Origin of the sequence: Alistipes montrealensis (genome assembly GCF_018362775.1) — a bacterium.
GTDB lineage: Bacteria > Bacteroidota > Bacteroidia > Bacteroidales > Rikenellaceae > Alistipes > Alistipes montrealensis.
The window spans coordinates 216,774-239,125 of the sequence record NZ_JAGYXY010000002.1 but is presented as its reverse complement, the minus strand read 5'-3'; the positions used below and the strand labels follow the sequence as shown (position 1 = coordinate 239,125).

The window sequence follows — 22,352 nt, the reverse complement described above, 5'->3', positions numbered from 1 at the left end:
CTTCAATCGGATTATAAAGAAAGTCCGTTCCGATTTTGACGCGATTGTCGGCGTTGGGAATCATAAATGACAAATCTTTTTCGTTGGTCCCGATCTGGTTGTGGTTCACTGTCGGCCGGATGCTCGTTGCCAAACCTGCCGTATGGATGTCCCGGGTTAGTACTTCGCGCCTGTTTTTGCGGGATATGACCTTGACCGTTCCGGCGGTGAAGGCACACGCTATCAGACTTGGAACCGGTCGTTCTCCAGACTCTTCGTTGCGATAGAGAGCCGATGCACCTTGGGGCGGCGCCCCGGACATCGGGCTCGTCGGTATGGACGCGAAAGGATCGTTCGGCTTTTCGCCGCTTCGAGGTAGATTTCGCTGCTGACCGGGATATCACAGGTCGGGTCGGAAAGCGTTCTTGCGCCTCGTCGCGGGTGAGTTTGCAGAAGACATCGTGGATGGCGTCCATGCAGGTATCCTTCGGAAACCCGAGTCCCGCTCCGTAGTTGTAGAGTGCATTTGCATACCTGTTGTACAGGCCGGATAAGCTATCCTGGCCGTCGTTGACGGGAATGCCTGTGGCAGAAGCGCTTGACATCTCTTTCTGAAATTATCGAATGTGGGTTGCGGTTTGATACCGGCGCCAATCGGTTGACGCCCTCCTGTGCCGTAATGCGGCAAAGGCGTGTTTCCTCTTCGGCTGTGTGTTCGTACGGATTCGGAAGAAACATTGCGACAAGTTATCAAGAAAATCTCGAACGTGCAAGAGCGCAAAACGAAAATATGATTTGCAGGAGGGTTCGGACGCGGATTTCCGCCGATGCCGGCCTCGTCGAGGACGGGCGGGTTTACCTCCGGGAGTGGCTGCCGGCCTTGTTGAATCGTGCGTCCCGTGACTTCGGTGCATGTCTGAATCCGGTATCGTGTCATTTATTGGAATTTTTCTGTCAAAATGATTAATAATATTTGTGTAAATCCGCTCTAATTTTGTTTAAAACTTAAAATTGCTCCTATTGAACCCGAGCATTAACCTAAATTTCACCCGTCTATGAGCAGGAGGCAAGTCGCAGAAAAAGCAAAACCGGTCCTAATCCTTTTTGTCCGGAGCATCCGTAAAAAAGCGCTTGGAGAAGACTAATTTTTGCCGAAAATGAACCCTCAACATTTCATTGCGTTCGATCTGGGCGCCACAAGCGGCCGGACTGTTCTGGGAATGCTTTCGAACGGGGAACTCCGTATCCGGGAACTGACCCGCTTCCCGAATCAGACACTGCCTTTGGGCGGTCACTTTTATTGGAACATATTTTCGCTCTACGAGCACTTGTGCGACGGGCTCAGGGCTGCTGCGCGCGAAGGTGTCGCGATCACTTCGGTCGGGATCGATACGTGGGGTGTCGACTTCGCATTCGTCGGCGGCGACGGTTCGCTGCTGGGAATGCCCTATGCCTATCGGGATCCTCATACGGAGGGAGTTCCGGCCGAGTATTTCGCCAACGTGCTGTCTCGTAGGGAAGTGTATGCCCGCACGGGGATACAGATCATGCCCTTCAATTCGCTCTACCAGCTTTATGCCCTGCGAAAAAAAGGAGCGTCGCAACTGGCGGCAGCGGCAAAACTGCTCTTCATGCCCGATGCACTGAGCTACCTGCTTACGGGCGAAATGGTTACCGAATACACGATCGCCTCAACTTCGCAGTTGCTGAACCCGCGGACAAGGAAGATCGAGCCTGAATTGCTGGAGGGGATTGGAATCGACCCTTCGCTGTTTTGCGATATCGTGATGCCCGGACACCGGATCGGCCTGCTGAACGAACATCTGGCGGCCGAAACCGGTGTGGGCCGGATTCCTGTCGTAGCCGTGGCGGGACACGATACGGCGTCGGCCGTAGCGGCCGTGCCGGCCGAAAACGAGCACTTCGCTTACCTTAGTTCCGGCACTTGGTCGCTGATGGGAATCGAAGTACGCGAACCGGTGATTGATGCCCGCACGGCAGCCTGCAACATCACCAACGAAGGCGGTGTCGGGGGTACGACGCGCCTGCTGAAAAACATTACTGGCATGTGGCTGCTGGAGGAGTGCCTCAAAGCGTGGGCGCGCGAGGGAAAGGAATATACCTATTCCGAGTTGGTCGGGATGGCCTGTTCGGCCGTGCCGTTCGGGGTCTTCATCGACCCCGACGATGAATCGTTCGCTCATCCGGGGTGTATGCCTGCCGCGATTGCCGAATACTGCGTGCGGACGGGACAAAAGGTGCCGCAGACGCATGGGGAGATGGTGCGTGCGATTTTCGAGGGTCTGGCCCTGAAATACCGCATGGTGCTCGATGACTTTCGGTCGCTGGCCCCGTTCCCGATCGAGAAACTCCACGTTATCGGCGGCGGGTCGAAAAATGCCCTCCTGAACCAGTTTACGGCCGATTCGATCGGGATTCCGGTCGTTGCGGGCCCGGCTGAAGCGACCGCGATTGGCAATATCATGATGCAAGCCTGGGCGGCAGGCCGGGTCGGGTCGCTGGCCGAAATGCGCCGCCTGATTGGCCGCTGCGTTCCGACCGAGACGTTCCTGCCCGGCGACACCCGGACGTGGAACCTTGCGTATGAAAAATTCAAAGCCCGGATCACAGGCGTGACTGCATGACAAGAAAATAACGTAATAACAATCATTCAACAATCAATATGAAACAGGATCAAATCACCAAAGCCTACGAGGCCGCCCGGATGCGTTATGCCGAAATGGGCATCGATACCGACAAGACTCTTGCTGCCTTGCAGCAGATTTCACTCTCGCTGCATTGCTGGCAGACGGACGATGTGACGGGCTTCGAAAATTCCGGAGGCCAGCTCACAGGCGGCATCCAGGCCACGGGCAATTACCCCGGCAAGGCCCGCAACATCGACGAAGTGCGCGCCGACATCGAGAAGGCCAAGAGCCTGATCCCTGGCAGCCACCGCCTGAGCCTGCACGCCATTTACGGCGATTTCAAGGGTAAAAAGGTCGACCGTGACCAGATCGAACCCGAACATTTCCAGAGCTGGATTGACTGGGCCCGCGCCAACGGCATGAAGCTCGACTTCAACTCGACTTCGTTCTCACACCCCAAGAGCGGTGACCTTTCGCTGGCCAGTCCCGACAAGGCGATTCGCAATTTCTGGGTCGAGCACACCATCCGCAGCCGCCGTATCGCCGACGAGATGGGCCGCCAGTTGGGTAGCAAGGCATGCCATAACATCTGGGTTCACGACGGGTCGAAAGACCTGACGGTGAATCGTTACTGCTATCGTTCGTTGCTGAAGGAGTCGCTCGATCGGGTTTTCGAACACAAGTTCGCCCATGTCAAGGATGCCGTGGAGTGCAAGCTGTTCGGCACGGGGCTCGAAAGCTTCACGGTCGGTTCGCACGAGTTCTACATGGGCTATGCAGTCAGCAACGGCCTGATGGCGACGCTCGACATGGGGCACTTCCATCCGACGGAGGACGTGTACGACAAGATTTCGTCGATGCTGCTCTTCTCGCCCGAAATACTGCTCCACGTGAGCCGTCCCGTACGCTGGGACAGCGACCACGTGGTGATCTTCAACGACAGCGTACAGATGCTGGCGCAGGAGATTGTCTGGGCCGGGGCGCTCGACCGGGTGAATATCGGACTGGATTACTTCGATGCTTCGATTAACCGGATCGGCGCTTATGTCATCGGCAGCCGCGCCACTCAGAAGGCGTTCCTGCTGGCGATGCTCACGCCGATCGAAAAATTGCGCGGATACGAGGCCGACGGTCGCTATTTTCAGCGCCTGGCGCTCCTCGAAGAGAGCAAGTCGCTGCCGTGGGCCGACGTTTACAACTATTTCTGCCTGAAGAACGGCGTTCCTGCGGGAGAGGACTATATCGCCGAGGTGGAGACGTACGAGCACGAAGTCACCTCGAAACGTTAGCCGACCATGAACACGTTTCTCGGCTTGTTGATCATTGCCGTCGGCAGTTTCGGACAGTCCAGTTCCTATGTGCCCATCCGCAAGGTGAAGCAGTGGAGCTGGGAGAGTTTCTGGCTGGTGCAGGGCACCTTTGCGTGGCTGGTGTTTCCTCTGGCGGGAGCGCTGGCCGCCGTACCTTCGGGCGCTTCGCTTTTCGCCCTGCTGGGCACCGGGGGCGCGCTGAAGGCGGTTGTCTACGGCGCTTTATGGGGTGTCGGGGGACTGACGTTCGGACTGTCGATGCGCTACCTGGGCGTAGCGCTCGGGCAGTCGGTGTCGCTGGGGACCTGCTCTGCGTTCGGGACGCTCCTGCCCGCGCTGTTCGCCGGGACGGATCTGCTCCACGGTGACGGACTGCTGTTGCTGTCGGGTGTATGCGTCACGTTGGCCGGCATCGCCGTGATCGGTTATGCGGGGTCGCTGCGCGCACGCAATATGAGCGAAGAGGAGAAGCGGGCTGCTGTCCGCGACTTCGCTTTGACGAAAGGTTTGCTGGTGGCCTTGCTGGCCGGTGTCATGAGCGCCTGCTTCGCGCTGGGGCTCGATGCCGGTGCGCCGATTCGTACAGCCATGCAGGCCGCAGGAGCCGATGTCCTCTATGCCGGATTGCCTGTGATTCTGCTCGTGACATTCGGTGGCTTCCTCACCAACGCGGTTTACTGCCTGCGCGAGAACCTGAAGCACCATACGGGCCGTGAATATTTTGCCGTGAAAGGCCGTCAGTTTGCCGTGAACCTGTTCTTCTGCGCACTGGCCGGCGTGTTGTGGTATTCGCAGTTTTTCGGGCTTGAAATGGGACGGAGTTTCCTTGCGGGCACGCCCGTCCTGCTGGCGTTTTCGTGGTGTATCCTCATGTCGCTCAATGTACTGTTTTCCAATTTCTGGGGGATTGCCCTCAAAGAATGGAAGGGGAGCGGTGTGCGGGCGGTCTCGATGCTGGTGTTGGGTCTCGCGATTCTGCTTTTCTCGATCTTTTTCCCTTCGCTGTTTTAAAATCTGCAAATCATGAAATACAACGAACAATTGGCGGAACGTATCGCCGAAGTGGCCGAAGTGGCCGGATACCTTTGGCAGAAAGGCTGGGCCGAACGTAACGGCGGCAATATTTCGTACAATGTCACCGATGTGGTCGACGATGCGGTCCGGGCCCTGACTCCGCTGGGCGAATCCATCGCCCTGGCGCGTCCGGTTGAAAACTTGCGCAGTCATTTTTTCCTGGTGACCGGTACTAACCGCCGGATGCGCTATGTCTCGTCCTCGCCGATGGACAATATGGCGATCATCCGTATCTCCGACGACGGCCGTAGCTATGCGATCGTGGCCGAAAAGTATATTCATCCCACATCGGAACTGCCGTCGCACCTTTCGATCCACGATTACCTGATCGGCAAGGGCTGCAATCAGAAAGCCGTGATTCACACCCATCCCACCGAACTGGTGGCGATGACCCACAACGAGGCGTTTCTGGGTAAGGATATACTGAGCAGGCTGTTGTGGAGCATGATTCCCGAAACCCGGGCGTTCTGCCCCAAAGGGGTGGGCATCGTCCCCTATACGCTGCCGGGCTCGATCGGGCTGGCCGATGCGACCATCGTGCAACTCGACGAATACGACGTGGTGCTTTGGGAGAAGCACGGCGCGCTGGGTGTGGGCGAAAATGTCGTCGAACCTTTCGATATGATCGATACGCTCTCCAAGTCCGCTCAGATTTATATGTCGGGCTGTGCGATGGGCTTCCAGCCTGCGGGCATGAGCGACGCCCAGATGCAGGAACTGAAAGATGCGTTCAACCTTTAAACCGATCCGTTAGGGCTGTTGGCAGAATCATTCTCAACGGGGATGGATGCTCTGATGCGCGCCATCGAAGGCTATATCACCAAGGGGGCGTAGATGTTCCGATATGTTCGAATTTAAGGTCGTCGAACTGATCGCTCTCTGTCTGCGGCCGAGGCGCAGCATATCGCGGACATGTGCTTTTCGAACGTGGGGCTCGGATGGTGTACGGCATGGCGTATCCATTGCTTACGATGGCCTTTTCTGACATAATACATTGTGCAGCATCCGGTCAATTTGTCGAGCGGGGCCTTTCATATGACAAAAAAACGGTAATATGATCCACGATGGCGCCAATAATCTCGCTTTGTTCTACAACCATTTGAATTTGATCGAAAAAGCAGAACAAGACGGTGCGACGTTGGTAAAATATTCGTATCTTTCGGATAATACTAAACTTGCGGCCCTGGATGCAGGAGCCAACGGACTGTATTACCTGGGTTCTTTGGTATATGAATCCTGTAACGGGGTTTTATCGCTGGAGAGTGCCGCTTTTAGCAGTGGACGAATTTTTGCCGCTGCGACAGCTGGAGGCATAAGTTATTCCCCGCAGTATCATTTGACCGATCATCTGGGGAGCGTTCGGGTAATTGTCGATAATGCAGGAGAGGTTGTCGAACGCAACGACTATTATCCGTTTGGACTTCGTTGGGATGAAGGTTTGCTGTCCGGTAACCGTTACCGTTACAATGGCAAGGAAGAACAGTCGTTTATTGGATTGCCTTATACAGATTATGGTGCTCGAATGTACGAGCCAAGGTTTCGTCTCGGCTGGAACGGAAGCGATCTGTTGGCGGAAAAATATTATCCGATAAGTCCGTATGTATATTGCGGGAATAATCCGATGAGATATATTGATCCCGATGGGATGAAATGGGATGATCCTCAGGAAGCCGAACTATTAAAAAAGAATATAGAAAGAAAAATAGCTGTGTTAACAACTGATATAGCTAAAAATCAAGCAAAATTAAAAGAGGATGGTCTTAACGAAAAGCGAACTGTAAAAATTGAGGAGAAAATAGCTGAGGCGCAGGATCGGATATCAAATTTAAATACGAGTAAAGCAGATATTGATGTGTTAGCGGCTGATCAAAACATATATGCATTCAGTTCTGTTAGCGGAAGCATGCATGGTGTTCGCCAGGGAGATGATAATAAGGTTTACATAGAAACGTCATCGGATGGATTGTCTATACATGAAATAACACATGTGCGTCAATCGTTGAATGCCGGAGGATTAAGATTTTCCCGCGAAGGATATTTATTTAATGCGGGAACGAGTCGTATCGGGCAAAGTGCCATGGAAGTTGAGGCCTACAAAATGCAATACTCTTATGACACGTCTTTTCCAGGTAATGCGAGAAGCCTTCAAGGGATTGACGTGCATTCGGTAGGGAACATACGAAAAGAGGATGGAACGTTTGTATATCCTGAGATAAACAATTATTCTCAAGATTTAGTTAAATATCAAAAACGACAGCAAAAAATGTTAAATGCAAAATAAAATCAATATGAAAAAGATAATATTTTTGTTTATACTAGTTTGCCTATTTTCTCATGTCGCTTTATTGGCTAAAGAGAAATTATCCGGCGTCTATTATAACAAATCCGGCATGTGTATCAAAATAGAGAATGGTGTGTTTTATTTTATCGTTCCCCAGGCCCCTCCGGTATTATATAATAATGATACCTTGTTGCAAAGTACTATCAAACGGGTCGATGATCATTTTATAGAATTGAATTCATCTGTTCCGGCTTATGTTGTTGGACACAAAGGGCTGAGTATAACTCAGTTTTATGATCCCAAGGTTCAGGATAGTATAAAAGTGTCTTTTTCGATCCCGTATCAGAGAAGTGATTTGAGAATAGAAGTTTATACAGAAACTTTCAAAACATATCGTCTGACTTATTCGAAAAATAATAAAGAATTAAATATTCCAAGTGATGCGAAATCAATTCAATTTCATATTTCCCCTGAATATTTATTGCAACATTCTTTCGAAGGGTTATTTTATGGGGTTGTCGGATTTGACTCGAATGAAGCATATCAGATTGACGGCGATACTAATTCCATAAAGATTGAAATACCGGGAGTGGATGATTCTTTTTTCGAAAGATATTATGCAAAAGGTGAGTATGCAAGAATAGAGGGTGATTCTATCATTTGGAAGGGGGATACTTTTGTAAAAAGAAATTAATCGGGGCTATTGGGAGCATGCGTAAATTAATCGTAGTTGTGGTACTCGGGTTGTTCTTGAGTGCAGCTTATGCACAAAAGCCGATGAGCGATGTCAGGTTAATTCGGTCATATTTGCCTGATGGCGGGGAAAGGGTTTACATGGCAATCGATTCGGTAATGCATGGTCTATGTATTTATTACGATTCATTAGGGCGCCGCAAGATTGAAAGTTGCTATGTGAATGGAGAGCAGACGGGGCCGTCAATTCTTTATTATACTAATGGTAATATTGCTCAAGAAGGCTATTTCATAAATGGAAAATGCAATGGAAAAGCTGTTAGTTATTACCAAGATGGAAAAATTAAAAGGATTTCTAACTGTAAAATGGGGCTCCGGGATGGCATTGAAGAAACATACATTGAAGATGGGCGTTTGGATAAACGTCTTCTATACCGAAATGATACTTTGATTTATATTTTAGAAGATCATCATTATCTGCCTTTGCCGCCAACGGTTAAACCATTGTATAATTGATTATAGAAAAAGGTATATTGCGATATAATCAATTTTTTCAGGTTGTTTGGCTACTGAGAAAAAAAAGAAACTCCAACTGACTGATAATCAATTGGAGTTTCTTTTTTTTGTGCCCAGGACAAGACTCGAACTTGCACAGCGTAACCGCCACTACCCCCTCAAAGTAGCGTGTCTACCAATTTCACCACCTGGGCATTACATTCCCGAATACAACTTTCGGGAGTGCAAATATAGATACTATTTTGCGATTCGCAAAATTTTTGCGTGAAAAACGTTAAAATTTGCGAAAGGGCCGTGCAGGCATTCCTGCACAGGCCCCGGGCAGTGCTTTATTTGAGTTTCATCTCCTTGAGCAGGTAGCCCGCGCCGCCGACGCGGTCCACGACGAACAGCACGTAGCGGATGTCTACGGCGATGTTGCGGCAGATCGTGGGGTCGAAGGCGATGTCGCTCATCGTCGAACGCCACGTGCGGTCGAAGTTGATGCCGATGAGTTCCCCTTCGGCGTTGAGCACCGGTGAACCCGAGTTGCCGCCCGTCGTGTGGTTCGTTGCCAGGAAGCAGACCGGAACCGTCTTGCGGCCGTCGATCACCGTGCCCCAGCGGCCGTAATTCTTCGAAGCGTAGAGGTCGCGCAGCGACTGCGGAATATCGTAATCGTAAATTTCGGGATTGTCCTTGGCGATGATGCCGTCGAGTGTCGTCTGCGGTTTGTGGTACTCGCCGTCGGCATACTCGTACCCAGCCACGGAGCCGTAGGCCACGCGGAGCGTCAAATTGGCGTCGGGATAGAAGGCCCGCTCCCGGTCCCATTCGCGCAACCCTTTTATATAAGTAGTGTAAAGATCGTTGAGGATTTTACTGTTAAGGTTGCGCAGCGACTTGGTTCCCAGCATCCACGAGATATGGTCGAGCATGCGCTTGGTATCTTGCCGAAGCAGGACGGCGGGCTGCATGGCCGTGCTGTCGGAGCCTTCCCATACGGCTTCGAAAAGGGCGTCGGCGTAGGCTTCCTGCGATTTGTAGCGGGCCATGCCTTCGGCGTAGGAGGGCGTGCGGTAAACCTTCGGGCAACGGCCATATTCGCGGAACGCATGGCGCCAGAGCGCCTGTTCGGTGGGCTTGCGCCGGGCGAAGCACTCCTCGGCCCGTTCTTCGGGTGTGTAGGCTGCGGGCAGCGTTCCGAGCGTTTCGCGTGTGATTTCGTAAGCGAAATAGGCGTCCATGATCCGGTCGTATTCGACGCGCAGACCCATCACTACGCCGGCGTATTCGGGGTGTCCCACGGCGGCGAGTCCGAACTGCGTCTCGTAATCGAATTTCGAGGCGACGGTTCCGCGGCGGTTGATGCCCAGCGCTTCGCCCTGCCATTTTTTCCAGGCGTTGGCGATCGAGGCGTGCTTGGCGGCGTAGTGGATGCGCAGCGCGGGGTCCGACTCCTGCGCTTTGGAAATGATGTCGAGGCGGCCCGTGCGAATAGCGATTTTGGCCGGGTCGGAACGCTCGGCGATATAGGCTACCGCGTCCGACAGGATGTACTCCTGCGTGTTGCCCGGGAATCCGTAAATCATCGTGAAATCGCCCTCTTTAACCCCTTTCGTGGATATACTGAAGTGTTTCTTCGGACGGTAGGGAACGTTCTGGGGCGAGTAGGCCGCTGGTTTGTTGTCCTTCGAGGCGTAGACGCGGAACATCGAAAAATCGCCCGTGTGGCGGGGCCATATCCAGTTGTCGGTGTCGCCGCCGAACTTGCCGATCGACGAGGGCGGAGCGGCCACGAGGCGCACGTCGTCGAACTGTTCGTAGACGAACAGGAACTGCTGGTTGCCGTAGTACATCTGCTCGACCGAGGCTTTGTAGCCCGTGCCTTCGGCCTCGGCCTTTTTGACGATCTCATCCGCCGTTTCGCCTGCCGCCATGCGGTCGGTCACCTCCTCCATGCGGACGAGGAAGCGGACGTAAAGTTTTTCGTTGGGCAGTTCCTCGGCCCGGGACATGGCCCAGAAACCGTTGGTCAGGTAGTCGTGCTCGACGGTAGAGTGCTTTTGGATGGCATTGTAGCCGCAGTGATGGTTGGTGAGCAGCAGGCCTTCGGGCGAGATGAGTTCGCCCGTACAGCCGCCGTTGAAAAGAACGACTGCATCCTTCATCGATGCTTTGTTGATCGAATAAATGTCTTCGGCCGTGAGGCGGAAGCCTTTTGCGCGCATGTCGTCGATGCGTCCGGAGATCAGGCTCGGGAGCCACATGCCCTCATCGGCCAGTGCGGGCAGGAGGGCGATCGCGGCGAGCAGGGTCAGCAGGGTGCGTTTCATGAATCTAAAAATTTATCTAATTCGGTGTATACTTTCTGGATGGGGAGTCCCATGACATTGTAGAACGAGCCTTCGATGCGTTCGATGGCCGCATAGCCGATCCACTCCTGGATGCCGTATGACCCCGCTTTGTCGAAAGGACGATAGGTGTCGACGTAGTGCTCGATTTCTTCGGCCGCAAGCGTTCGGAACCAGACGCTGGTCCGTACTTCGAACGAGTGCATCCGCTGGGCCGTGCGCAGTGTGACGCCCGAAACGACCGTGTGGCGGCGTCCCGAGAGGCGGCCGAGCATCCGCAGGGCGTCGTCGCGGCTGTGGGGCTTGCCCAGGACCTCGCCGTCGAGCACGACCACCGTGTCGGCGGTCAGCAGGATGTCGTTCGGGGCGAGCGGCACGGGGTAAGTTTCGCTTTTCAGGCGCGAGAGGAAAAGCGGGACCTGTTCGGCCGGAAGGTCTTCGGGGTAAATCTCCTCGCAATCGTATTTCGGGGCGAGTTCGTACGGAAGCCCGCAGCCCGTCATCAGCTCCCTGCGCCGCGGCGACTGCGAAGCCAGCAGCAGGCGGAAAGGTTTGAGTTTGTCGTTGAGCAGCATTATCGTATGTCGAAATTTAACAGTTCGCGTCCTTCGAGTGCCGCACACAGGTTATCGCCGGGCTTTACCGGTCCGACGCCGGCCGGCGTTCCCGTGTAGAGCAAATCGCCCATGCGCAGGGTCATGTACTGCGAGACCGAGGCGATGATGCGGTCTACCGTGAAGAGCATTTCCGCCGTGTCGCCCCTCTGGCGGCGCTCCCCGTTCACGTCGAGCGTGAAGTGCAGTTTCTGGATGTCGCCGCCCAGTTCGGCCAGCGGGATGAACTCCGGCGAGATCGCCGCCGAGCGGTCGAAGGCTTTGCAGCTCTCCCACGGCAGGCCTTCGGCAATGGCTTTCCGCTGGAGGTCGCGGGCCGTGAAGTCGATACCCAGACCCACTTCGTCGTAATAACGGTGGGCGAAACGCTCCGCAATGGCCTTGCCCACGCGGTTGATCCGCACGACCAGCTCGCATTCGTAATGTATCTCCTGCGAGAAGGAGGGTACGTAGAACGGGTCGTTGTTGCGCAGCAGCGCCGTGTCGGGTTTGAGGAAAAACAACGGTTCTTCGGGGAGTTTCCCGCTGTCGTTCAGTTGCTCGTGCAGTTCGGCGGCATGTTCGGCGTAGTTGCGGCCTATGCAGATGATTTTCATGCTCTCTCCTTATTTATTGTGGTCGTAGCGCTGTGCCCGGACCACTATCCAGATCACGTAAACCGGCAGGTAGACAGCGAGGATTATCGTAAAGGCCTCCTGCTGGCCGGTCAGTTCGAGTATTGTTGTAAATAAAATTAATAAACCTCCGATTATCACCAGGTGTCGTCGCATGAACGACGAAAGACCGTCGATGTCGACGTTTTTGCGTTTCTCCTTCGGCAGGGTGTTGTAACCCGAGATCAGCATCGGGAACCGTTTGACCAGCAGGCCGCATACGATTACAAATGCTCCGGCGAGCAGAGGAGCGAGAGGGCCGTTCATCGGAAGCTATTTTATTTTCTGTGTGTGTAGTTCTGCGACCATGCGTGCGGCAAACCGTTCGCTGGCGCCCGGGCCGCCGATAATCGCGCGCAGTTCGCTGAAGTCGGCGAACATCTTTTCGCGTTTGGAACCTCCTGCGACGATTGCCCGCAACTCCTTTTCGGCCCGTTCGGTCGAGAGTCCCGACTGGATGATCTCGGTAACGGCCTCGCGTCCGAGGTTGAGGTTGACGAGCGACACCCAGGGTACTTTCAGCACATAGGGCCTCAGCCACACCTGCCACCACACCGTGCGGTAAACCACCACTTCGGGGATGCCCAGCAGTGCCGTTTCGAGCGTTGCCGTGCCCGAGGTCACCACTGCCGCTTCGGCTGCCGCCAGCGTTTCGTAGGTCTGGTCGCAGACGTAGCGGATACCGCTTCCGGCGGTATATTGTTCGTAAAGCGCCCGGTCGAGCCACTTCACGCCCGTCACCACAAACTGATGTTCCGGGAATTTTTGCGCCAAAGCGGCCATCAGCGGCAGGTTTTCGCGGATTTCGCCCCGGCGGCTGCCGGCCAGCAGGGCGATGATCGGGCGATGGTCGAGCCCGTTGCGGCTGCGGAATTCCGCAGGCGTCGGAAGCGACGCCTGCCGGGCTTCGATGGCGTCGACCAGCGGGTTGCCTTCGAAGATGGGCTCGAGGCCGTGCTGCGGGAAATAGTCGCGTTCGAAGGGGAAGATGATGAACAGTTTGTCCACATACCGCCGGATGGCCTTCACCCTCCATTCGCGCCATGCCCAGACTTTCGGGGCGATGTAGTAGAACGTACGGATGCCGTGCTCCTTGGCCCAGCGGGCCATTTTCATGTTGAATCCGGGGTAGTCTATCAGGATCAGCACGTCGGGAGCGAATGCTGCGACATCGGCCTGGCACTCCTGCATCTGGCGTTTGATGGTCCCGAGGTTTTTCAGCACCTGTACGATGCCGAAGAACGAAGTTTCGCGGTAATGTTTCCGCAGATTGGCTTCGCCGCCCGCTTCGGCCATATAATCCCCGCCCCAGAAACGGAGTTCCGCCTCGGGATCGGCTTTCAGCAGCCCTTTGATCAGGTTTGCACCGTGCAGGTCGCCCGAAGGTTCCCCGGCGATGAGGTAATACTTCATTTATTTTCCGGTCGTTGGGGGTTCGTAAATTTAATTTCGAAATAGAGGTAGTCCTTCAGTTTGAACCGTTCGTGCCATTTCGAAGGGTGGAGATGGCTGTCGCGGACGCGGCAATAGTGGAGCCCTTTAAGTACGGTCCCGTCTTTCATCGGTATTTCGATCGGTTCGCCCTGGCAAAAAGCAGCGACGGGAATGGCGTCGTCCGTGGTCAGCCTTTTTCCGGGGATGGTCTCCATCAGGATGCACTTGTCCGTTCCGGGGACTTCCAATGCGCAGAGTCTTGTTATCGGGGACCGGAGAATGATATGGACCGAATCGGTGCTGACGGGTTGGGATGCAAGGAAGAATTCCAGCGTATCGGATTCGCAGATAAGGTCGTTCATCGGCAATCGGCGGTTTTCCTTGCCGTCGGTGATGTGAACGAGGTCGAGTCGGTATCGGGTTCCTGCTATTTTGCCCGTAATAAGAGTTTTAAGGGCGTATATCCTTTGAAGGTTGGCCGAAGCCTGTATAAATTCGCTCTCCTGCAGGACCGGATTGGAGAATGAAACCGTGACGGGTTCCTGTGCGGCGGTAGGCCGTATGCAACAAATGCTGAGCGTAAACAGCAGGATGGATAACGGTTTCATGGGCTATTCGTTTAGTAAGTCGGGTCGCAGCCGCTTGGTGCGTTCGTAGGCCTCGTTGTCCTGCCATTTTGCGATTTCGGCGAAGTTGCCCGACAAAAGTACGTCGGGAACCCGCCAGCCGCGGAACTCCGCAGGCCGCGTGTAGACCGGGGGCGCCAGCAGGTTGTCCTGAAACGAGTCCGTCAGGGCCGAAGCCTCGTCGCCGATGGCTCCGGGGATGATCCTTACGACCGAGTCGGCGATGATGCAGGCCGCCAGTTCGCCGCCCGTCAGCACATAATCGCCGATCGAGATTTCACGCGTGACGAGGTGCTCGCGGATGCGGTGGTCGATGCCTTTGTAGTGGCCGCAGAGGATGATGATGTTTTCGAGTGTCGACAAACGGTTGGCTTCGTGCTGGTTGTATCGGTTACCGTCGGGAGAGGTGTAGATAACCTCGTCGTAGTGTCTCTCGCTCTGGAGTTTCTCGACCAGTTCGAAGACCGGTTCGCACTTCATGACCATGCCCGCTTCACCGCCGAACGGGTAGTCGTCGGTGGTCTTGCGTTTGTCGTGGGCGTAGTCGTGCAGGTTGTGTACGACGATCTCGACGAGTCCCTTCTCCTGTGCCCGCTTGAGGATCGACTCGTTGAGCGGTGAGGTCACGAGTTCGGGAACTACCGTGATGATGTCAATGCGCATATCTGAAAATAATGTCTTTGGTGCTTTCTTCGGTCAGCGGGACCTCCTGTCCGCGCCGGAGCGTGTAACCCGTGTAACCCATCTCCCGGAAGAGTGCTGTGATCTGCGGACGGTTCGTGCCGCCCGTTTCGATCAGCACCGTGGGGCGGTGTCGTTCCAGCAGGGGACGCATCTCGGTCATCACGACGAGTTCGTAACCTTCGATGTCGCATTTGATGAAGTCGATCCGCTCGAGTTTTCCGAACAGCTCGCTTCCGCGGCGCATCTGGGCCGTGAACTCCACGTCGGCTTTGCCGCCGTCTTCGTTGACGAAGTTCTGCCCCGTCCCGAAATAGCCCGTCTCGCGTGCTGAGTCGTTGGCCATCGTGATCGGTTTCGACTCCGTGCCGAGGGCGTAGGGGAATATCTCGACGTTCCCGCAGCGGCGCAGGTTGCGGCTGAGCACTTTGCGGATCGGCGCCACGGGCTCGACGGCAAAGACTTTCCCGGCAGGACCTGCGAGCCGGGAGATCGTACGGGCGTAATAGCCCAGGTTGGCGCCGATGTCGATCGCAGTGTCGCCCGGGCGGACCAGTTGCGGCAGGTGGTAGACGTATTCCGTAGCGGGGGCGTAACGCCCGATGCCCAGCCGCTGCCAGAGGAAGAACAGGCGGCTCACAACGCGCAGATAGCCTTCTAACGGCAGGATCCGGTAGAGAATCTTATGGATGAATTTCCCCAATTTTTAATTCTTAATTTTTCATTTTTAATTATCGGAATTCAATTCCGATAGTTTACCTCCTCGTTCATCACCTCGACGATAAAGGGATTGTAGAGCATTTCATGCCCGATCGTCGATTCGGGGCCGTGGCCGGGGTAGACGTGGACCTCTTCGCCCAGCGGAATCAGGCTGTCGAGGATCGAACGCATGATCCACGAATAGTCGCCGCCCGGAAGGTCCGTGCGGCCGATCGATTCGCGGAAGAGCGTGTCGCCCGTAAAGAGCGATTTCGACTCGGGTTCGTACAGCGCCACGTGGCCCGGGGTGTGGCCCGGGGTGTGGATTACGCGCAGGGCGGTTTGGCCGAAACGGACTTCGGGTGTCGTGTCGAGGTCGATGTCCGCCGTGGGCATGGCTCCGATCTTCACGCCGAAGACCGAACCGCTCGTCGCGGCGTTGTCCAGCAGGAAGCCGTCCTTGGACGAAAGGGCGAAGGGAATGCCGTAGCGCTGTTTGAGGTGCTCGACGCCCAGCGTGTGGTCGAAATGGCCGTGGGTGTTGACCGCCATGACGGGTTTCAGCCCGTGCTCGGCGATGAAGTTGTCGAGCGCGGCGTCCTCATGCGGATTGCTGTTTCCGGCGTCGATTACGACGCACTCTTTCGTGTCGTCCCAGACGACATAGGTGTTTTCCTGTATCGGATTGAATTGCAGGCAGGCGATTTTCATATAAAGGCTGTTTTTGGTGCAGTCCGTACTTTCGCGAGGATGCTGCGGGCCCATCCGTCCGGTTTCCCGGATGTGCGACGGCGCCGCTCGTCCCGGCGAAAGTTTACTTTTGCAAAGATAGTACTTTTTGTGGGAATTTACCTATCTTTATGACCTAAACGACTCGATCCCATGAAACGATTTTTTGCGCTTCTTTTCGCGCTGACACTCTTCTGTGCGGGGCTTTCGGCCCAAACGGCTGCTTACAGGACTGAAAAAAATATCGCCTACCGCGATGCTGCGGGCGACGGTTACGCCGATTCGCTCTGCCGGCTGGATATCTGTTATCCGGAGGACCTGAAAGGGTTTCCGACCGTCGTGTGGTTTCACGGCGGCGGATTGACGGGCGGGCGGCGCGATATTCCGAAGGCGTTGTGCGATAAAGGTTTTGCTGTGGTGGGTGTGGATTACCGCCTCGCTCCGCGCGTAAAGGTCGCCGACTGTGTGGAGGATGCCGCCGCGGCCGCGGCGTGGGTGGTGAAAAACATCGCCTCGTACGGCGGCGATCCGAAGCTGATCTTCATCGCCGGGCACTCGGCGGGCGGTTACCTTACGTCGATGATCGGCCTGGACAAACGCTGGATGGCGCCCTACGGCATCGACCCCGACACGGCCTTCGCGGCGCTGATTCCTTACAGCGGGCAGGTCGTGACTCACTTTGCACGCCGCCGCGAAATGGGCATTCCCGACACGCAGGCCGTCGTGGACGACATGGCGCCGCTGAACTACGTGCGGCCCGACTGCCCGCCGATCCTGATCCTCTCGGGTGACCGGGAACAGGAGATGCTGGGCCGCTACGAGGAAAATGCCTATTTCTGGCGCATGATGCAGGTTGCGGGGCATCCCGACGTGCAGATTCGGGAGTTCGACGGGTTCAACCACGGCAACATGCCCCAGGCGGGTCATTACGTTGCGGTGCGCTATATCCGCGACTTTGTGAAAAAACTGGAAAGGTAATTGCGGTCCGGACCTCATAAACGGAATAAGATGAAAGGATGGATGAAACTGGCGGCCGCGCTTTTCGCTGCGGTGTCGCTCACGGGATGTTCGCTGCTGAAAGTGTCCGTGGCTACGGGCGATCCCCTCTCGAAAGAACAGATGAACGTGCGGACCATGACGCGCGGGTTTTACTACGATATGGCCGGCGAGGTGGCCCGTGCGGCCGATTCGATCGTCGCCGCGTCGCCCGATGTGAACGTGCGCATCGCGGCCGTGCGGTGGAAAATCCGCGCCACGCGCGCCGGGGTGACCGCCGCCATGCAGGGGATTCCCGACGTGGCGCTGGCCGACCTGTGGATTCTGTGCCGCCGCATGAACGAAGCCTTTGCCGGGGCGCCGGATTCGCTGCTGTTCGGACCTCAGAGCGATATTGCCCGCGACGCTGCCCGGCGGCTCGACCGACGGGCCGGACGGCTTGCCCGGCAGGTGCTTCCGGACGACCGCTATACCCTGATGGAGGGGTTCGTTGCGGATTACGTACGTGAAAATCCCGCCTCGGAAGGTGACGAGACCGACAACACGACCCTTGCGTGGCTCGAATATCTCCGGGCCGCAGGCGTCGAAAGCGGTTACGCTACAGGTTCGATCGCCGAAGTGCTGGCCGATGTCAACGACCGCCTGAGCGGCCAGACCCAGCAGATGTCGAACAGTATCGGCTGGTCGAAGGATATCTTCGAAATGCAGCTCGGGCAGGACAGCCTGCGCATGCAGGTCGGGGCGCAGCTCGATTCGCTCGAACGCAGTTTTGCGCGCATCGTGGCCGTGGCCGAAAACCTGCCCGAGATTTCGGACAAGGTGCTGGAGGAACTGAACCGGCAGGCCACGCAGTTGATCTGGACGATGAACGCTTCGGTCGACAACGCCTTTGCCGATTTCGACCGCCAGCGCGGCGAGTTGCAGCAATACGTTTCACGCGAACGCGAGGCGCTGGTCGAACAACTGCGGACGACGGGCGGCGACCTGGTCCGGACGATGCTCGACGCCCTGCCGGGACTCGTCGGTAAAATCCTGCTCTATGTCGTGCTGGCACTCGCGGTGCTGGTCGGCGGTCCTTTTGCGCTGGGCTTCTGGCTCGGCGGGGTACGGGCGCGCGCAAAAGCGAGGAAGGCGGAAAACAGTTGATTCCTGCGGCCTTCGGTGTCGTAACGATACGTTTTATCCGGCGGAAAATTTTACCGCATCGCTTTTGATTTGGGTTTGAACCCGTCCGGCTTTTTTATACCTTTGCAACCCAAACTCGAATTTATGGCAAGAATGGCAAGAAAGAAAGCGAACTATCCCCTGATCGAGGGGCTCGAAATAACGACGCTGGCCGCCGAAGGCAAGGCCATGGGGCGCTGGAACGACGTGGTGGTCTTCGTGCCGCTGACCGTCCCGGGCGACGTGGTCGACGTGCAGATTCGATCCAAGCGCCGCCGCTTCATGGAGGGCTTCGTCGTCCGCTATGTGAAGAAATCGCCCCTGCGCGCCGAGGCGTTCTGCGAACATTTCGGGGTCTGCGGCGGTTGCAAGTGGCAGAATCTGCCCTACGAAGAGCAACTGCGCTTCAAAACCGAGCAGGTTCGCGATCAGCTTACGCGCATCGGCAAGATCGCCCTGCCCGAAATCGCGCCCTGCCTGGGCTCGGCGCATACGCAGTTCTACCGCAACAAACTCGAATTCACCTTCGCCGGCCGCCGCTGGCTGACGCGCGAGGAGATCGAGACCGCGGGCGACATCGGCGACGCGCCTGCCGTGGGATTCCACATTCCCAACATGTTCGACAAGGTGCTGGATATCGACAAGTGCTGGCTCCAGCCCGACCCGTCGAACGCCGTCCGCATGGAGACCAAGCGTTTCTGCATCGAAAACGGTTATACGTTCCACAACGCCCGCGAACATACGGGGCTGATGCGCAACATGATCGTCCGCACGGCTTCGACCGGCGAGGTAATGGTGATCGTGGTTTTCAACAGCGACGACCGGCCCCGCATCACGGCCCTGCTGGACCATCTGGCTGCGAAGTTCCCGGAAATCACGTCGCTGTTCTACATCGTCAACACGAAATTCAACGACTCGGTGGGCGACCTCGACCCGGTCTGCTATAAAGGCAAGGACCACATTATCGAGGAGATGGAGGGGCTGCGTTTCAAGGTGGGGCCCAAGTCGTTCTACCAAACCAACTCCACACAGGCCTACGAACTCTACAAGGTGGCCCGCGATTTTGCGGACCTCAAGCCCGGCGACGTGCTTTACGACCTCTATACCGGAACGGGAACCATCGCCAATTTCTGCGCCGCCCGCTGCGCCAAAGTCGTGGGCGTCGAGTATGTTCCCGAGGCGATCGCCGATGCGAAGGTCAACTCCGAACTCAACGGCATCGGCAACACGGTTTTCTATGCCGGCGACATGAAAGCGGTGCTCGACGACGGGTTCGTCGCTGAGAACGGCCGTCCCGACGTGATCATCCTCGATCCGCCGCGTGCGGGCGTCGACGAGCCGGTGATCGGGGTTATCCTGCGTGCTGCGCCCGAGCGGATCGTCTACGTGAGCTGCAATCCCGCCACGCAGGCCCGCGACCTGGCGCTGATGGACGCCGAATACCGTGTTGAGGCCGTGCAGCCCGTCGATATGTTCCCCCATACGCATCATGTGGAGAACGTCGTGAAGCTCGTGCGCCGCCGATAGGGCGGCGGGCCGGAACCCACGGCCGTGCCCGGCCTGCCCGCTGCATGCCCGGCCCGGGAGCGAAATCGGTTTGTTTGCGCGGAATCCGCCCGCAGCCCGGCGAAACTTCGCTCCGGGATGCAGTATTTTGGTTTTCCGGCGTTTTACTAAACACAGAAGGATGGTAACGGGCCTTGTCCGAAAATAATTCCGGCAGGATGCCGCGGCTTGCACCATCTTTGTAAGATGTTTACCTAAAACGAAGAAATTATGAAACGACTGATTTTAATGGCGGCGGTGGCGCTTTTCGCGCTCCCCGCAGCGGCTCAGATGCAGGAGGCTTTCCCCAGCTACATCCAGGTGAACGGACGCGCCGAGAAGGAGATTACGCCCGACGAGTTCTATTTGCAGATCATCATCAACGAACGCGATTCGAAGGGCAAGGTTTCGGTCGAGAGCCAGCAGCGCGACATGATCGCAGCGCTCAGGCGCGCGGGCGTCGATGTCGAGAAGCAACTCAAGATGGCCAACCTGTCGAGCGAGTTTTTCAAGAAAAATACCTCTGTGGCTACGGCCAAATACCAGCTGCAGCTGGGTTCCTCGGCGATGGTCGCCAAGGTGTGGCAGGCGCTCGACGGACTGGGCATCTCGAATGTCTCGATCCTGAAGGTGTCGCATTCGAAGATCGAGGAGTATAAAGAACAGGTGCGCGTCGAGGCGATGCAGAACGCCAAACAGAGCGCCGCGACGCTGGCCGAGGCCATCGGGCAGAAGGTCGGCAAGTGTTTCTACATCTACGATTCGAACAACAACGTGATGCCCGTCTTCTACGACAACATGGCCGTGATGCGCAGCGCCAAGGCGATGGGCGCTGTCGAGGATGCGGCGGCGGACGAACCGCTCGATTTCAAGACCATCAAGTTGCAGTACAACGTGCAGGCGAAGTTCGTCCTCGAATAAGCCGGTTTCGATTTATAAGCGGCATTTTCCGCACATCCTTTGTCCGAGGCGAATGGGACGTACTTCGGTACTGCCCGTCCGCCTCGTTCTTCCCGATACCGGAAACCGTTCGGATGCCGCCTGCGCGGACCCCGCCGGACCTGTCCCGACGGCAAAGCCTTTTTCGCGGATCGGAAAAGGCCTGAAAATGAAACGATTGATTCGGGTTGAAAGCAGAGAGGCTGAAAAAGTACGATTCAGTAAGCAATTTCTGAAAATTTCATTATCTTTGTAGTTCACCCCTGTAAAAAAGGAGGAGTTATGGAAAAGCAGTTTTGTTTCGACTATGAACATTATGCGGCGCTGTCGGAACTTCCCGAAGCGGACCGCAGGCTGGTCGCCGAGGCCGAACGGGCCACGGCCAATGCGCATGCGCCCTACTCGAACTTCCACGTAGGCGCCGCCGCGCGTCTGCGCAGCGGGAGAATACTTTACGGCAGCAACTTCGAAAGCGAAGTTTATCCCGCGGGCCTCTGTGCCGAGCGGTCGCTGATGTTTTATGCCCAGGCCAACTACGCCGACGATCCGATCGAGACGCTGGCCATCGCCTCGAATCCTTCGGAGCGCGAGTGCTATCCCTGCGGCCAGTGCCGGCAGGTGATGGTCGATGTCGAGCGGCGCCAGGGCGTCCCGATGCGGGTGCTGATGAGCGGCCACGGCACGGTGACGGCGGTCGATTCGGCTTCCAAACTGCTGCCATTCACCTTTATCCTGTAATTTCCGACGATGTTCAACCCGGACGATATCCTTTACGAAGACAACCACCTGCTGATCGTCAACAAACGCTGCGGCGATCTGGTGCAGCCCGATCCCTCGGGCGAAAGCGCCCTCGAAGACCAGATCAAGGCCTTCATCAAGCAGCGCGACGCGAAGCCCGGCGAGGTGTTCCTCGGCGTGGTGCACCGCATCGACCGTCCGGTGAGCGGGGTCGTGATTTTCGCCAAAACCTCGAAGGCCCTTGTCCGTCTGAACGAGATGATCCGCGAGGGCCGCATCCACAAGGTCTACTGGGCGCTTACCGAGGCGACTCCCGAGCCCGAGAGCGGCGAACTGTGCCATTACATCCTGCGTGACGGCAAAACCAACCGTTCGCGGGCCTACGACGCCCCGAAGGGCGACGCCAAGCAGGCGCGCTTGCGCTACGAAACGCTCGGGGCGGGAACGAACTACACGCTCGTGGAGGTCGAACTGCTTACGGGCCGCCACCATCAGATTCGGGCTCAGCTCTCGAAGATCGGATGCCCGATCCGCGGCGACCTGAAATACGGGGCCAAACGCTCCCTGCCCGGAGGCGGCATCTCGCTCCATTCGCGCCGGGTCGAGTTCGAACACCCCGTGCGCCGCGAACCCCTCTCGGTGACGGCTCCCGTGCCTGCGGGCGACAACCTGTGGGCTTATTTCGAAACCCGCTAAACTT

The 22,352-nt window shown here is 56.4% G+C and carries 22 protein-coding genes and 1 tRNA gene; 13 read left to right on the top strand and 10 right to left on the bottom strand.

Annotated elements, in window-relative coordinates:
* The first annotated feature begins 1,136 nt into the window (after window positions 1-1,136).
* The 7 genes from KG007_RS04270 to KG007_RS04240 all read left to right on the top strand — a co-directional run bounded on the left by KG007_RS04270 (window position 1,137) and on the right by KG007_RS04240 (window position 8,501).
* Window positions 1,137-2,624 carry a rhamnulokinase gene (locus KG007_RS04270; RefSeq protein ID WP_213347478.1) on the top strand — a complete coding sequence of 496 codons (1,488 nt, stop codon included), beginning with the start codon at window positions 1,137-1,139 and terminating at the stop codon, window positions 2,622-2,624.
* A 38-nt stretch (window positions 2,625-2,662) separates the two neighbouring features.
* Entirely contained in the window at window positions 2,663-3,916 is a 1,254-nt protein-coding gene (locus KG007_RS04265) for an L-rhamnose isomerase (protein WP_213347477.1), read from the top strand.
* 6 nt (window positions 3,917-3,922) lie between these two features.
* The gene (gene rhaT / locus KG007_RS04260; RefSeq protein WP_213347476.1) at window positions 3,923-4,948 is read left to right on the top strand and encodes an L-rhamnose/proton symporter RhaT; all 1,026 of its coding nucleotides are present in this window, start codon (window positions 3,923-3,925) and stop codon (window positions 4,946-4,948) included.
* Between the two features lie 12 nt (window positions 4,949-4,960).
* On the top strand, window positions 4,961-5,752 hold the full coding sequence (rhaD, locus tag KG007_RS04255) for a rhamnulose-1-phosphate aldolase (RefSeq protein ID WP_213347475.1): 792 nt from the start codon (window positions 4,961-4,963) through the stop codon (window positions 5,750-5,752).
* A 313-nt stretch (window positions 5,753-6,065) separates the two neighbouring features.
* Window positions 6,066-7,292 (top strand): RHS repeat domain-containing protein, encoded by a 1,227-nt coding sequence (locus KG007_RS04250; RefSeq protein ID WP_213347474.1) that lies wholly within the window; start codon window positions 6,066-6,068, stop codon window positions 7,290-7,292.
* Window positions 7,293-7,299: 7 nt separating this feature from the next.
* Window positions 7,300-7,986, top strand: a complete 687-nt coding sequence (locus tag KG007_RS04245) for a hypothetical protein (RefSeq protein ID WP_213347473.1) — start codon at window positions 7,300-7,302, stop codon at window positions 7,984-7,986.
* Between the two features lie 17 nt (window positions 7,987-8,003).
* The gene (locus tag KG007_RS04240; RefSeq protein ID WP_213347472.1) at window positions 8,004-8,501 is read left to right on the top strand and encodes a toxin-antitoxin system YwqK family antitoxin; all 498 of its coding nucleotides are present in this window, start codon (window positions 8,004-8,006) and stop codon (window positions 8,499-8,501) included.
* A 110-nt stretch (window positions 8,502-8,611) separates the two neighbouring features.
* Here the strand turns inward: KG007_RS04240 and KG007_RS04235 are convergent.
* The 10 genes from KG007_RS04235 to KG007_RS04190 form a co-directional block, all read right to left on the bottom strand.
* Window positions 8,612-8,695 (bottom strand) — tRNA-Leu (locus tag KG007_RS04235).
* A gap of 135 nt (window positions 8,696-8,830) precedes the next feature.
* Window positions 8,831-10,816, bottom strand: coding sequence for a S46 family peptidase (locus KG007_RS04230; RefSeq protein ID WP_213347471.1), 1,986 nt, complete (start codon window positions 10,814-10,816; stop codon window positions 8,831-8,833).
* Entirely contained in the window at window positions 10,813-11,409 is a 597-nt protein-coding gene (locus KG007_RS04225) for a Maf family nucleotide pyrophosphatase (protein ID WP_213347470.1), read from the bottom strand. The genes KG007_RS04230 and KG007_RS04225 overlap by 4 nt, the downstream gene beginning before the upstream one ends.
* Window positions 11,409-12,044: a fumarylacetoacetate hydrolase family protein gene (locus KG007_RS04220; RefSeq protein WP_213347469.1), complete on the bottom strand. Its 636-nt coding sequence runs from the start codon at window positions 12,042-12,044 to the stop codon at window positions 11,409-11,411. The genes KG007_RS04225 and KG007_RS04220 overlap by 1 nt, the downstream gene beginning before the upstream one ends.
* 9 nt (window positions 12,045-12,053) lie before the next feature.
* Window positions 12,054-12,368: a DUF3784 domain-containing protein gene (locus KG007_RS04215; RefSeq protein WP_213347468.1), complete on the bottom strand. Its 315-nt coding sequence runs from the start codon at window positions 12,366-12,368 to the stop codon at window positions 12,054-12,056.
* A gap of 6 nt (window positions 12,369-12,374) precedes the next feature.
* Window positions 12,375-13,514, bottom strand: coding sequence for a lipid-A-disaccharide synthase (gene lpxB / locus KG007_RS04210; protein ID WP_213347467.1), 1,140 nt, complete (start codon window positions 13,512-13,514; stop codon window positions 12,375-12,377).
* On the bottom strand, window positions 13,511-14,143 hold the full coding sequence (locus KG007_RS04205; protein ID WP_213347466.1) for a hypothetical protein: 633 nt from the start codon (window positions 14,141-14,143) through the stop codon (window positions 13,511-13,513). The genes lpxB and KG007_RS04205 overlap by 4 nt, the downstream gene beginning before the upstream one ends.
* A 3-nt stretch (window positions 14,144-14,146) precedes the next feature.
* The gene (trmD, locus tag KG007_RS04200; protein ID WP_195459662.1) at window positions 14,147-14,824 is read right to left on the bottom strand and encodes a tRNA (guanosine(37)-N1)-methyltransferase TrmD; all 678 of its coding nucleotides are present in this window, start codon (window positions 14,822-14,824) and stop codon (window positions 14,147-14,149) included.
* Window positions 14,814-15,545 (bottom strand): FkbM family methyltransferase, encoded by a 732-nt coding sequence (locus tag KG007_RS04195; protein WP_213347465.1) that lies wholly within the window; start codon window positions 15,543-15,545, stop codon window positions 14,814-14,816. The genes trmD and KG007_RS04195 overlap by 11 nt, the downstream gene beginning before the upstream one ends.
* Window positions 15,546-15,583: 38 nt before the next feature.
* Window positions 15,584-16,252, bottom strand: a complete 669-nt coding sequence (locus tag KG007_RS04190; RefSeq protein WP_213347464.1) for an MBL fold metallo-hydrolase — start codon at window positions 16,250-16,252, stop codon at window positions 15,584-15,586.
* Between the two features lie 171 nt (window positions 16,253-16,423).
* On the opposite strand from KG007_RS04190, the gene KG007_RS04185 reads away from it, so the two are divergent.
* From KG007_RS04185 to KG007_RS04160, 6 genes are all read left to right on the top strand, one after another.
* Complete coding sequence (locus KG007_RS04185) at window positions 16,424-17,248, top strand: alpha/beta hydrolase (RefSeq protein WP_213347463.1); 825 nt, start codon at window positions 16,424-16,426, stop codon at window positions 17,246-17,248.
* Between the two features lie 30 nt (window positions 17,249-17,278).
* The gene (locus KG007_RS04180) at window positions 17,279-18,412 is read left to right on the top strand and encodes an AAA family ATPase (protein WP_213347462.1); all 1,134 of its coding nucleotides are present in this window, start codon (window positions 17,279-17,281) and stop codon (window positions 18,410-18,412) included.
* A gap of 132 nt (window positions 18,413-18,544) precedes the next feature.
* On the top strand, window positions 18,545-19,957 hold the full coding sequence (gene rlmD / locus KG007_RS04175; RefSeq protein ID WP_213347461.1) for a 23S rRNA (uracil(1939)-C(5))-methyltransferase RlmD: 1,413 nt from the start codon (window positions 18,545-18,547) through the stop codon (window positions 19,955-19,957).
* 249 nt (window positions 19,958-20,206) lie between these two features.
* A complete protein-coding gene (locus KG007_RS04170) occupies window positions 20,207-20,896 on the top strand; it encodes an SIMPL domain-containing protein (RefSeq protein WP_213347460.1) in 690 nt (229 codons plus the stop codon).
* Window positions 20,897-21,196: 300 nt separating this feature from the next.
* Window positions 21,197-21,652 carry a cytidine deaminase gene (locus KG007_RS04165; RefSeq protein WP_213347459.1) on the top strand — a complete coding sequence of 152 codons (456 nt, stop codon included), beginning with the start codon at window positions 21,197-21,199 and terminating at the stop codon, window positions 21,650-21,652.
* Between the two features lie 9 nt (window positions 21,653-21,661).
* Window positions 21,662-22,348 carry an RluA family pseudouridine synthase gene (locus tag KG007_RS04160; protein ID WP_213347458.1) on the top strand — a complete coding sequence of 229 codons (687 nt, stop codon included), beginning with the start codon at window positions 21,662-21,664 and terminating at the stop codon, window positions 22,346-22,348.
* The last annotated feature ends 4 nt before the right edge of the window (window positions 22,349-22,352 follow it).